This is a genomic window from Microcystis sp. M090S1 (assembly GCF_020246295.1).
Lineage (GTDB): Bacteria > Cyanobacteriota > Cyanobacteriia > Cyanobacteriales > Microcystaceae > Microcystis > Microcystis aeruginosa.
This window is the reverse complement of the sequence record NZ_JADBTF010000253.1, coordinates 1-12366: the sequence shown is the minus strand read 5'-3', so window position 1 is coordinate 12366 and position 12366 is coordinate 1. Positions and strand designations below refer to the sequence as shown.

9 protein-coding genes and 2 pseudogenes are annotated in these 12366 nt (G+C 41.1%); 7 read left to right on the top strand and 4 right to left on the bottom strand.

Going from position 1 to position 12366, the window contains the following annotated elements; genetic code table 11:
- Positions 1 to 359 precede the first annotated feature (359 nt).
- The 5 genes from IM477_RS11450 (at position 360) to IM477_RS11430 (ending at position 5687) form a co-directional block, all read left to right on the top strand.
- Positions 360 to 1694: an FAD-binding oxidoreductase gene (locus IM477_RS11450; RefSeq protein ID WP_287731794.1), complete on the top strand. Its 1335-nt coding sequence runs from the start codon at positions 360 to 362 to the stop codon at positions 1692 to 1694.
- A 163-nt stretch (positions 1695 to 1857) separates the two neighbouring features.
- Positions 1858 to 3153 (top strand): adenylosuccinate lyase, encoded by a 1296-nt coding sequence (gene purB, locus IM477_RS11445; RefSeq protein WP_002735353.1) that lies wholly within the window; start codon positions 1858 to 1860, stop codon positions 3151 to 3153.
- 49 nt (positions 3154 to 3202) lie between these two features.
- The gene (locus IM477_RS11440) at positions 3203 to 3337 is read left to right on the top strand and encodes a hypothetical protein (protein WP_256377576.1); all 135 of its coding nucleotides are present in this window, start codon (positions 3203 to 3205) and stop codon (positions 3335 to 3337) included.
- A 27-nt stretch (positions 3338 to 3364) separates the two neighbouring features.
- Positions 3365 to 4825 carry an AAA family ATPase gene (locus IM477_RS11435; RefSeq protein ID WP_287731793.1) on the top strand — a complete coding sequence of 487 codons (1461 nt, stop codon included), beginning with the start codon at positions 3365 to 3367 and terminating at the stop codon, positions 4823 to 4825.
- Positions 4767 to 5687, top strand: coding sequence for a hypothetical protein (locus tag IM477_RS11430; protein WP_287731792.1), 921 nt, complete (start codon positions 4767 to 4769; stop codon positions 5685 to 5687). The genes IM477_RS11435 and IM477_RS11430 overlap by 59 nt, the downstream gene beginning before the upstream one ends.
- Before the next feature lie 323 nt (positions 5688 to 6010).
- On the opposite strand, the gene IM477_RS11425 is transcribed toward IM477_RS11430, so the two are convergent.
- Together IM477_RS11425 and IM477_RS11420 are read right to left on the bottom strand one after the other, a co-directional pair.
- Complete coding sequence (locus tag IM477_RS11425) at positions 6011 to 6712, bottom strand: DUF4276 family protein (protein ID WP_287731791.1); 702 nt, start codon at positions 6710 to 6712, stop codon at positions 6011 to 6013.
- A gap of 10 nt (positions 6713 to 6722) precedes the next feature.
- Positions 6723 to 8147: an AAA family ATPase gene (locus IM477_RS11420; protein WP_287731790.1), complete on the bottom strand. Its 1425-nt coding sequence runs from the start codon at positions 8145 to 8147 to the stop codon at positions 6723 to 6725.
- A 402-nt stretch (positions 8148 to 8549) separates the two neighbouring features.
- Between IM477_RS11420 and infC the strand changes: the two genes are divergently transcribed.
- A complete protein-coding gene (gene infC, locus IM477_RS11415; RefSeq protein ID WP_002797889.1) occupies positions 8550 to 9080 on the top strand; it encodes a translation initiation factor IF-3 in 531 nt (176 codons plus the stop codon).
- Positions 9081 to 9165: 85 nt separating this feature from the next.
- Here infC and IM477_RS11410 read toward each other — a convergent pair whose 3' ends face one another.
- Positions 9166 to 11373: a PhoX family protein gene (locus IM477_RS11410; RefSeq protein ID WP_287731789.1), complete on the bottom strand. Its 2208-nt coding sequence runs from the start codon at positions 11371 to 11373 to the stop codon at positions 9166 to 9168.
- Positions 11374 to 11661: 288 nt separating this feature from the next.
- Here IM477_RS11410 and IM477_RS11405 point away from each other — a divergent pair.
- A pseudogene (locus IM477_RS11405) lies at positions 11662 to 12141 on the top strand (ion channel); the annotation flags it as partial.
- 44 nt (positions 12142 to 12185) lie between these two features.
- On the opposite strand, the pseudogene IM477_RS11400 reads toward IM477_RS11405, so the two are convergent.
- Positions 12186 to 12366 (bottom strand): annotated as a pseudogene (locus IM477_RS11400) (zinc ribbon domain-containing protein); the annotation flags it as partial.

Genomic DNA, 12366 nt, shown 5'->3' with positions numbered 1-12366 from the left:
TTTTCCTTATGGGGCGATCGCTGATTGGGGTGTGGGGTGAAGGGTGTAGGGTGAAGGGTGTGGGGTGTAGGGTGTGGGGTGAAGGGTGTAGGGTGTAGGGTGTAGGGTGTGGGGTGTAGGGTGTGGGGTGTAGGGTGTAGGGTGTGGGGTGTGGGGTGTAGGGTGTGGGGTGTAGGGTGTGGGGTGTGGGGGGAATAAATAAAAATAATCTCCTGAATCCTGAATCCTGACTCCTGACTCCTGACTCCTGACTCCTGACTCCTGAATCCTGTCTCCTGACTCCTGAATCCTGAATCCTGAATCCTATCTCCTGTCTCCTAACCCCACCAACAAACTTTTTCAGCAAACCCTACCTAGCCATGAAATCTAACTGTCAAAATCTCATTCAAGAACTTGCCCATCTGGAAATTATCACCGATCCGGGACAAGTGGCGAAACTTTCCTTAGATTATTATCATTTTAGTCCCATTTTAGAAGCACAACTGCAAGATAAACGGGCTGATTTAGTCATTCGTCCCCACAATAGCCAAGAGGTTATTGACATCGCTAAAACCTGCGTTAAATACCAAATTCCTTTAACAGTTAGAGGTGCGGGTACAGGTAATTATGGTCAATGTGTTCCCTTGCAGGGAGGAGTAATTTTAGATACAAGCAAACTAACAAAAATTATCTCGATCGAACCGGGTACAGCCCGGGTAGAAGCGGGGGTAAAAATGGCATTTTTTGATAAACAAGCTCGCGCAATCGGTTGGGAATTAAGAATGGCTCCCTCTACCTATCGGACGGCGACAATTGGCGGTTTTATCGGGGGTGGCAGTGTGGGCATGGGTTCAATTAATTATGGACAATTGAAGGATAGAGGCAATCTGCAAGCAGTGCAATTAGTCACCCTAGAAGCGGAACCAAAAATTATCGAACTACGGGGGGATGAGGTAGAAAAAGTCAATCATGGCTACGGAACAAATGGCATTATTACCGAGTTAGAAATAGCCCTCGCTCCCTGTTATCCTTGGGCAGAATTTATCGTTACTTTTGCCGATTTTCTCACCGCCGCTAAATTCGGTCAAGCTCTTAGTGATAGTGATGGTATCGTCAAGAAAATGGTTAGTGTTCACTCTTGGCCAATTCCCGCTTATTTTACTGCTCTTAAGGATTATTTAACCACAGGAAAAGCGGCAGTTTTGTTAATAGTATCGGCGGGCGATCGAGTCGCATTAGAGTCTTTAATTAAAGAATATAATGGTGAACTTACTTACTATAAAACGCCAGAAGAAACCCAAAAAGGCCATAGTATCTTAGAATTTACTTGGAATCATACCACTCTCCATGCGCGTAGTTTTAACCCCAAGATAACTTATCTACAAGCTTTTTATTTTAATCTAGCTACGGTAGAGAAACTCTATAATTATTTTGGTGAGGAAATAATGATGCACCTAGAATTTTTGAAATTTCAAGGTAAAGTTATTCCCGCCGGTCTTCCCTTGCTAGAATTTACCACAGAAACTCGATTAAATGAGATTATTGCTATCTATGAACAACAGGGGGCAGCTATTGCCAATCCTCACACTTATATCATGGAAGATGGCGGCAGCAGACAGATTAATCCGCTACAACTAGAATTTAAAAAACTCGTCGATCCCTACGGATTGAACAATCCGGGTAAAATGCGAGCATGGGTTGAAGCAAGGGGGTAGGGGTTCGATTCAGGCTAAATTAAGCAAGATAGTTCACCGCTACTACCGAATCACTACCCGGAAAAAAGGGAGTGGGGAAAACAAAGCTCCCCGCTGCCCCCTGCCTATTCCCAGACTTGCCCCGATCCGATACAATTAAACGGTTGTCTTGGAAGAATTAATAGTGATCGAGCGTTATACTCTCCCTGCGATGGGGAATTTGTGGACGGATAGATATAAATATCAAACATGGCTAGAGGTAGAGATAGCCGTCTGTGAAGCGCAGGCAGAATTAGGCTATATTCCGGGGGATGCAGTAGAAGAAATTAAGGCAAAAGCTAATTTTGATCCCGATCGCATTTTAGAAATAGAAGCAGAAGTGCGCCACGATGTCATCGCCTTTTTAACAAATGTTAACGAATATGTGGGCGAGCCGGGGCGTTATATTCATTTGGGTTTAACCAGTTCCGATGTACTAGATACCGCCCTGTCCTTACAATTAGTCGCCAGTTTAAACCTGATTTTAGAACAATTAGAAGATTTTATTCAAGCCCTGCGCTATCGCGCCCAAGAACACCGTTATACAGTCATGGTAGGACGTTCCCACGGCATTCACGCCGAACCGATCACCTTTGGCTTTAAACTAGCGGGATGGTTAGCGGAAGTGCTGCGAGGACGCGATCGTTTAATTCGCTTGCGCCAAGACATCGCCATCGGTAAAATATCTGGTGCAGTGGGAACCTATGCCAATATTGACCCGAAAATTGAGGCGTTAACCTGTCAGAAGTTAGGATTAGAACCGGATACCGCTTCCACTCAAGTGATCTCCCGCGATCGACACGCCGATTATGTGCAACAATTAGCCTTATTAGCGGCTTCGATCGAACGTTTTGCTGTGGAGATTCGCAACCTGCAAAGAACCGATGTCCTAGAAGTGGAAGAATACTTTTCCAAAGGACAAAAAGGCTCCTCCGCTATGCCCCATAAACGTAATCCCATCCGCTCAGAACGCTTAACGGGAATGGCGAGAATTATCCGTAGTCATAGCGTTTCCGCCTTAGAAAATATCGCCCTCTGGCACGAAAGAGATATTTCCCATAGTTCCGTAGAACGGGTGATGCTGCCGGATGTTTGCATTTTGACCCACTTTATGCTCAAGGAAATCACCGATTTAGTCAAAAATCTGCTGGTGTATCCCGAAAACATGAAGCGAAATATGAATGTTTACGGTGGCGTGATTTTCAGTCAAAGAGTTCTTTTAACTTTGGTGAGTAAGGGAATTAGCCGGGAATCTGCCTATAAAATCGTCCAAGAAAACGCCCATCGCGCTTGGAACACCGATAACGGCAATTTTAAAGCTTTTATCAGCCAAGATGAGCGAGTTACCGCTATTTTATCCCCCGACGAGATCGAAAGTTGCTTTGATCCCCAGCAGCACTTAAATCATCTTAATAGCATCTACCAAAGGTTAGATATTTAAGGAGCTTTCAGTGATCAGCTAACCACTAGCTTGTTGCTTTAGAAAGGTAATGACAGCGTTTTGGATTGTCGGTTGGCGATCGATCTTTTCTCAGAAAGCGATCGCTATTCGTTTCTCAATCATGGTTGCGTTTGAAGATAAAACTAAAGAATCGGCGCAAGCGAGTACGAATCGGGTAAAATAAGGGTCTGTATTCGGAGTGTTCGTTTTTATGATGAAAATCAAACTCTGGAATTTAGGTAGTATTAAAGAGGCAGAAGTGGATCTTCGGCCTCTAACCGTTATTATTGGCCCGAATAATTCTAATAAAACTTATATCGCCTACTCGATTTATGGGTTATGGATTAATCAGCTTGACAGCTTTTATTTTTCTAGTGAAATTTTAGAAAAAATAGAATTTACAAATCAAGCCGATCATTGGTCTTTAAAAATAGACCGACATTTTTATGATGTTATATCCGAAATTGTTCAAAAGTCCGCATCTGAATTTAGCGGGATAAAACTACAATCTTTTTTCCAAGATTCTAGCGGCAAGATTTTTGAAAAAACGAAATTCAGTATCGAAATTTCCGAAGATGATATTAAAACAGCTATAGAAAAAGTTTTAGCGGATACAATTGAATATCGCGGGTCATTAGCTTCACTTGGAATCAAGAAAATCGAGCGAAGCGAGAACAATAATGAGATTTTATTTTATCAAGAAAAGGAAGATAAAATTAATAATTATAAAGACATAGTTTTTCTTAATTTTGTTGCTGCTGTTGTAAAATTTTCATTTTCCGACGCACTTCCTTTACCCGCCGAAAGAAACGCTTTTATAAATACCTATAAAATGCTGGGCAATAGAAGATATAAGCTACTTAAAGGGAATCAGAGAGAGCTATTGACACAAGGACGTATTAATAGACGTATTAATCGAGATAGACAGTTAGAGTTACTGAAAGAACAGGGAGATATTCGCTATCCTCAACCAGTAGAGGATTTTTTAGATTTTTTAACTGACATAGAACTAGAAAATAAGCCCGATCCCATTGCCAAAAACAAAAATGATTTTCAAAAATTAGCTGATCAAATTGAAAAGTATATTCAAAATAACAATAAAACAATCTTTAAAAAGACTAAAATTGGAGGCAGAGAAATTAAAGTTTCGGTAAAAAGAAGTTTAGAGATCGATCTTTATAATGCTTCCTCGTCTATTAAACAATTAGCCCCGCTTTTACTCTATTTGCGCTATCGAGCAAAATCGGGGGATTTTCTGGTGATCGATGAGCCTGAAATGAACTTACATCCAGAATCTCAGGTAAAATTGTTAGAATCTTTAGCGATTTTAGTAAATTTAGGAGTTAGAATTTTATTGACGACTCATAGCCCCTATTTGATGGCTCATCTTAACAATATCGTTAATGGTAATCACCAAAATCCACAACTTTTAGCCGAACAAGCTAAATTGCTTTATCTGCAAGATAGCCGAGCTTTTCTTAAAATGGAACAGGTTAGCGCCTATGAAATGAAAAATAATCAATTACTTTCTTTACACGACCCTGAATACGGTATTCGTTGGGATACTCTCAGCGATGTATCAGTTGAGATTCAACAAAAGTTTTTTGCAATTTATGAAGCAGGACAACAAAACCAAGAAACCGAAGAAGGATGTTCCTCAGAAGAAGAATAAACTCGATTGGCAAAAATTTAACTTTTTAGAAAATCTGCTTATTTTCTGTACCGTACCCGATCGGATCGCTCCACCCGAAAGCGGTGTCAGCTTTCGGATTACCAAGCCAGAAAAAGATTCCGTTTGTATTTTATTTAAAACTGATCGTCGGGAGGATCCTCTCGTTAGAGATCAAAATCAGAAAAGACCTGATTATTTATCTCTTTTTATTCAGAATGGCTTACTTCTGCTGACGATTATCGAGATGAAGGGAACTAATAAAAATTCCACGAGTACAGGTATCGAACAAATTACAACTTTTAGAGATATTTTAAAACAAGAAATTGCCGATCATGTCACCAGGAAACTCAAATATAAATTACAAGCTATCCTATTAACTCCCTATAATGCCGATATTCCTCGAAAGGCGATCAACGAGGAAGCGGAGAAAGGATTTATTATTTTACCTATCCAGTATAATTTGAAAGCGGAGCTTTATCCTTATGTTTCCAAGACTTACAGTAAAGCGGATTTAAGCAAAATAAATTATATTCACGACGAGCAACATAAAGAATCCGATTGTTTGTTAATCGAAAACTTGTTGGCTAGACAAGCATCGGACAAACGTGAACAGGATAACTATTATTTATGTAAATTCACTCCCACCAAAGATAGAAAAGGCATCTATATAGATTATCAGGTGTCGAGCGATCGAGACTTGATCACCCTATTAACCGTATTAACCGATCCGCAGGGAAAGAAAGTTCAATTGGCTTACTGTAGTGATGATTCTCAAAGTTCAATCGATCAAATTCAGGAAGAGATTAAAAATTTAAACATATATGGAATGGTAGAGATGGTAAGTCGCCTAATCAATAGTTAGTATAAAAAATAGGTGTAGAGGAATCGGCGTTGCTGATTTGAGATATGAATCTTCTTTTCTGGTATTTTTAAAACCTAGAGCCAAACTAACTTTTGCACGGGAACCTGCACAGTTGCCATTCATGCCTTGATTCAGCAATGCCGTTTCTTGCTGCAAATCCGACTAAGCAACTAATCGACGACAGGGAACGCACCTTATGCCATTTTTCTTTATTCGTGGCAGACATTCTACTCCTTTCTCCCTTTTTGGGAGAAGGGTTGGGGGTGAAGGCAATTAACCATCTCTGCCATTACTTTAGAAAAATGCTATTAGCAAGGTCCTATTCACGTTTGATCAGGATTATCCTCTATATTGTTGACTTTCGTTAATTGTGGAAAAATATCTCGTACTGCCTTTTCAAATTTTTTGTAGGAAGACAAGGATTCTAATTTCGACAATGGGATTTTTGTACCAAGCGGTGAATATAAATCCTCAAGTTTTAGTTTATTTCGATACCGTTTAGTTATACCTTCTCTGGCTTTATTGATGGCATTTTTAATCGTTTCTTTCGGATTGCTAAAAGATTCTGGCTCTTTATCGATTGCTAACTCACTATCACTTTTATTTGTACACAATTCTTTTTTTAGTAATTCTTTGTCTGCTAATATCCAGGCTTCAGTCATTTGTATTGGAACGATAGCAACTAAATTTTTGCATAAGTCTCGCTCGTCTGATTTAATAGCATTAAAAGCCGGATTAATTCTTTCCTTAAATGCGTTTTCATCTGTTTTATCATCTGCGTCTGCATGGAAGCACAAAACCATTGCTCCCTTCTCCACCGCTTGAATTGCGTATTTTTTAGCTTTTTCTCGGATATTTTCGCCAGAGATTTGTGGAAGACAAATTGGTTCAAAAATTTCTATTTCTTGTTGACCGTCAAAAGCAACTCTCTCGAAAGTGCGCTGAATAATATTCGGTAAAAATCTATGATCGTAACTGCCTTCTGTAGCTAAGGCAATAATTATTTGTTTGATTTTTTTTGCCATCTTAATTGATTTACATTAATTGGTTTTGTTGATTTTTAATATTTTTAATCGCACTTTCAGCATCAGCAGTTTTTAGATATTCGACAACTTCCGAGAGAGTTAGCTTGGCCTCATTTTCGGAGAAAAATAAGGTTAATTGCTTTTTATTCTCTTTGATAACAGGGTGAAAATTACTGCTTTTCATCTTAATTCGCTTCCCTTCAATAGTGGATATTCGATTGGTAAGTTGAGAAAGCCAAATGCTGACATTTTTATCATCTTGCCAATTAATTAATTGACTCACTAGAACCGGAGAATGAGTGTTCACTATTACTTGGCGTAAAGGCATTTCAGTATCTTCAAAATCGACAGTTAGCTCTTTTAATAATTTTGCCATTGCTTCAATACGAAAAGGATGGATGCCATTTTCTGGCTCTTCAAAACACAGTAATCCTGTGTGTTGTCGGTCGTATTGCAGGACACATAATGTTAATAAACGTAGGGTTCCTTCGGAAAGCACTCTCGAAGAAAACTCCCGACCATCATCACCTTTTACCTTGATAATAAATTGTCGATTTGCTTTGTCATCATAAACATTAACTTCTGTAAAATTCGGTAGCAGATTATTGAGATCACGGGAAATTGCTGTGAGGGTATATTCATCATCTTGTTTGATGCGAAATAAAGCAGCGGCTAAATTCTTTCCGCTTGCTGTTATTGTATCTCTGATGCCCATATCTTGACGAGTAGGTTCTCGCAGATCTTCGGGATTAAGCTGCATAAACTTCCAACTCAGCATTTCTTGTTTGGCGGCTAATATATGTCTAAAATCTATGGTATTAATGCTGCTTAAAACAGTTTGTGATGCGTTTTTTGCGGGAAATACTTTTTTATTCCCTTGTTGACCATCTTGATGTACAACAATGGTAGCAATACCATTAATATCTTCAGTCTTAATATAAGGAATGGCTCTCCTACCCGTTACTTTTGGTCGCCAAGTTTCCAATACTGTCTTGGGAATATAATTTTTTACCCAATTATCTTCATTGTGCTTTAAATTTTCTAAACGTTCATCAACAATATACAAGTTTTCAAATCCACTTATATTAGACTCTCGTTTAATTTTTAATTGATAGCGTAATCTTGTATATTTAAGCTCGACTTCCCCACCCCAATTATCTTTTACCTTGCGATTGACTAACATTTCAACTATAAATTCCATTTCCGTGGCGTAGTCGTCCTCATCATACTGGGTAAAAAGTTCGCTAGGATGTCCTCGTTGCTCGCTAAAAGCCGTCTTCAGATCCACTTCTGCCAGCCGCGCCAACAATTGCAAAGCATCAAATAAATTACTCTTACCAGAAGCATTAACCCCAGCAACTACAGTAAGCGGCGTGAATACCATTTCAAAATTATGAAAGGATTTAAAGCCATGAATTTTAATATAAGTAATCATAGTTTTAGGCGATAGGTAATATTAAAACATCAGCGCAATATTTAACCATACTGGATAATCTTCTCAACTGTCGCCCGATACTGTCCCACTATAATCTAGACATTGGTTTACAGAGGTAGTGCGATGCCGCAGATTTTGTCGGGTGCGTTCCCTGCTGCAACGAGGGGGAACGCACCTTACAGATCGATTCCTGAGAGTATAGGGTCTTAGTCTGAAAAGGCCTATACACAACAGCTTATCTGGCTGACGGCCGGGGGCTGAAGACCGGCGGCTAAAAATTAACATTGCAAGAAAACTTAACAATTGGCCAAGAAACTCGATCGAGTAGGTAGAATAGCAAGTAAATCATTTTGTAAACTCCAACCGATTAACTAACCAGAATAGAGATAACCCAGAACGCCTGTGATAGATAAAAGACGCACTACTCGCGATCTCCCCCAAATTAACGAAAGAATCCGCTTTCCCGAAATCCGCGTTATCGATAGCGACGGCTCTCAACTAGGAATTATTACTCCTGCCGAAGCTTTACGCGTGGCCGAAGAAAAGGAACTTGATCTAGTCCTTGTCAGTGAAACGGCAAGTCCTCCCGTTTGCCGGATTATGGACTATGGCAAATACAAGTTTGAACAGGAGAAAAAAGCCCGCGAAGCCAAGAAAAAACAGCATACAGCCGATATAAAAGAAGTTAAAATGCGCTATAAAATCGATGAGCATGACTACAACGTGCGAGTCAACCAAGCGCAACGTTTTTTAAAAGCGGGAGATAAGGTAAAAGCGACGATTACCTTCCGAGGCCGGGAAATTCAACACTCTAACCTAGCGGAAGAATTACTGGCGCGCATGGCCAAAGATTTACAGGATGTGGCTGAGGTACAGCAAGCACCAAAAAAAGAAGGTCGTAACATGATGATGATGTTATCGCCGAAAAAATAACTAACTAATCCGGAAAAAGGGGCTAAGACCCCTTTTTTGTTTTTCGGAAATCCGGAAAGGAAACCAATCATCTAAAACAAATGTATTATCCAGATTTTGAGTCGATTCGGCGAATTGCCACCACTGCTGGCCGGGGAGGTTGATTAACTTGACCACTGGGCCAATTCGACCCTAGTGGTACTTGTCGCATTTGTTCAAATTCCTGCCCATTAGTGGTTTTAAGGGCAAATTTGCGGTTTTCAAAGGCCAAATCCCGACGAATTCCCCCCGCTTCCCCCGGATGTTGTACTGCCAAAAATAACGTCTCTTGGTCGGGAGTAAAGTACAATCCCGTTAATTCCGCATCCATGGGAGCGATAGCAAAAGGATAGGGATGCTCTTGACCCTTGGCAAACACCCAAGCGCTATTATTGCCAAAAATCCCCAATAAATCCCGTTGACTAACCGGGATCCCTTGGGGATAACGAGTTTTCATCTCTCGATTTAACCCACCCGTAGAAATATCGCTAACCATCCAGAGATTTCCCTGTTTATCGAAAGCGAGGTTATCGGGATTAGAAAAACCCTCACCTTTCTCTGTCGGTTCCCCTCCATAAGCGACCACATCCCAACGAAAACTTAAGGAAGCAGCGTCGTTATTATCTTCCCTTAAGCTGATAATCCAACCAAATTCGTAGGGTATTTCGCCATTTGGCCCCTTAAATATTTCCTTATCGGCTCCTCCCTCCGCTTCACTGGGACTACCAGAGGTAAAGGTCATATATAAAGTGCCATTCTCATCCACTTCCGTATCTTCCGGGCGACCAGTACAAGTGACCCCAACGGCGTTAGCGGCAAAATGAGCATCGATGAGAATTGCCCCCTGTTTTTCCGTCCCATTACCTTCATACAGGTCTGCGAGGGTCTTATATTTAGCTTTGTAGGACAGAATCTCCTCATCGTCCTTAAATAGCAGTAATTTAGTATCATTGACCGTTCTTTCGGGATTCGGCAAGGCTACCACCCCATCCCCGCGACTAGCGGCTATTTGACTCGGTAGGACGGGATTTATCTCCGTGTCGGGATTTAAGGGTATCCAATAACCGGTTTTATCGGGGTTGAATTTGGCCCCGTAGAGCATCCCTTTTTCTAGGAGTTTTGAGTTATTTTTCTGCTTAATATCGCTAATTTTGCCCTCCGAAACGAATTTATAGACATGACCGCCTCTGCGATCGCATCCTGAATAAACCGCCAAGGGTTGCCCCGTTTGAGCGAGAAAAGCGACCGCTTCATGGCGAAAACGCCCTAACCAAGTGTGTTTTGTGCCATAATCGTCGGGATTGGACGGATCCACCTCCACCATCCAACCGTATTTATTTCCCGCTAACCCGAAGACGTTACCCCGGCCATCCACTTCCGAACTATTGAGAATAAAGGGGGTAGTATCGGGATGCAAAGGGGAACCATCTTTTAACACTACCTCCGTCACTTGGTCTTGAAAGTTCTCCTCGGCACTAAATACAGTCCCCCAAGGCGTTGTTCCCCCGGCGCAATTTTGCAACGTTCCGATAATTTTTGCCCCTAATCCGTCATCGTAGCCAAGTTTATCGGTTTTGGTAAAAATTGCTACAGCAGGACCGGTCGCTTTCAGGTATTGACCGTCCTTTAGTCCAGAGATACCGGTAATGCGGCGATCGGCTTTACTATAGGTACGTTGCCATTTTCCCGTTTGATCTTTAGCCAGGGAAATTACGCCAATTCCCTGATCAATTAAGCCTTCTAGGGATATTTCCTCGATTTTTGCCTTTAAGCTGGCATCTTGCAGGCGATAGGCGGCAATTTCACCCTTTTCGTTGGTTTTTTCCCGTACTTCCTTGACGGGTAGGGTTTTACCAATCACTTGTTCAAAGGTTTGTAGCCAAGTACGACCACTGATATATTCAAAATTAACGGTTAGATAACCTTGACCCGGACTGGTTTCGATAAAAGATAGATAATCATTGTTATAACCGAAACGGGAATCACCCACTTTATCTCCCCACTGGGCCAGCACATCATAGGTGAATCCTTGAGGAAGAACGAGATCATCTAGGACTTTATAGGTTTGATAGGCACTTTTTTGGCTTTCATCGCTCATGCCGTCAATTTTTAAGGGAATCGGCAGTTTGACTGCAGCAAAGTTTAACCCGAAACTATGGGCAGCGATCGCAGGACTGCTAATCAGAGAGGAATATTTTTTCTCTTGCAGACTGAAAAAAGAGACACCAGCAGTGGCAGTTAAAAAGGTGAGGAAATTACGGCGAGAAATACTCATATTTTCAGTAATAAAGTCAAAACTGATACTCAGACCTTGATTAGGTTAAATTTTATTACGGACACTTGACATAGGGATTGTACAGTATCCAAGTTATGACTAAGTTAACAGCCAGTTAAAAAGCTCTCCTGCAAAAATCTTCCGTTATACTAAATCCGGTTATTAAAAACTGATTATTTATCCCCCCTTTTGCATGAGTGCCTGTCCTTATAAGTAGCATTATGCTCAACGGATTTAGTATAAATTCTGCTGTAAGCTGATAGCTAGATGGTCAGGTCACGGAAATCGATGCAAAGTTCACTGAAAAGGATTATCATCGGGGCGAGTTTTTTTATCGCTACGGTAGTCGGAGCAACTATCGGTTATATGGCCTACGGTTGGAGTTTTCTCGATGCCGTTAATATGGTGATAATCACCATATTTGGAGTAGGTTTCGGGGAAGTTAAACCGATTAACACTCCCAGTCTGAGAGCTTTTACCATGTTAGTTATCGTCTGTGGGACAACCTCGACCGTTTATGTGGTGGGAGGTTTTTTTCAGATGCTCACCGAGGGAGAAATTAACAAAGCTTTTAGCGATCGCCAGATGAATAAAGAGATGGAATCCCTAGAAAATCACGTCATAATCTGCGTTTTTGGGCGTATAGGACGCATTCTAACGACTAAATTGGCAAAAACAGCCCAATCCTTTATTATCGTCGATAATAACCCCGATCACATTGGATTAGCTCAGGAAAAAGGCTACTTAACTCTTAATGGTAACGCCACCGTTGACATCCTCACCGCCGTAAAACGGACGGCGATTCCCAAACCTCACGATTTAGGTTTCTGCTTGGGGTCCCGAAGGATTTTTCGCACCTGCCGCCCCAGTTTTACTCTGTTCTGGTCTTATGGTCGCTCTACAGACTGACACCGCAAGCCCTGCGGCCAAAATGTTTTTACTGGCGTTAATATCTCGGTCATGGTGAGTCCCACAGTCTGGACAGTCCCATTC

Excerpts from the sequence above, each read along its gene's own strand:
- IM477_RS11450 (WP_287731794.1), top strand. The coding sequence starts at position 360 with ATGAAATCTAACTGTCAAAATCTCATTCAAGAACTTGCCCATCTGGAA.
- IM477_RS11440 (WP_256377576.1), top strand. The coding sequence starts at position 3,203 with ATGACAGCGTTTTGGATTGTCGGTTGGCGATCGATCTTTTCTCAGAAA.
- IM477_RS11435 (WP_287731793.1), top strand. The coding sequence starts at position 3,365 with ATGATGAAAATCAAACTCTGGAATTTAGGTAGTATTAAAGAGGCAGAA.
- IM477_RS11430 (WP_287731792.1), top strand. The coding sequence starts at position 4,767 with ATGAAGCAGGACAACAAAACCAAGAAACCGAAGAAGGATGTTCCTCAG.
- IM477_RS11425 (WP_287731791.1), bottom strand. The coding sequence starts at position 6,712 with ATGGCAAAAAAAATCAAACAAATAATTATTGCCTTAGCTACAGAAGGC.
- IM477_RS11420 (WP_287731790.1), bottom strand. The coding sequence starts at position 8,147 with ATGATTACTTATATTAAAATTCATGGCTTTAAATCCTTTCATAATTTT.
- IM477_RS11410 (WP_287731789.1), bottom strand. The coding sequence starts at position 11,373 with ATGAGTATTTCTCGCCGTAATTTCCTCACCTTTTTAACTGCCACTGCT.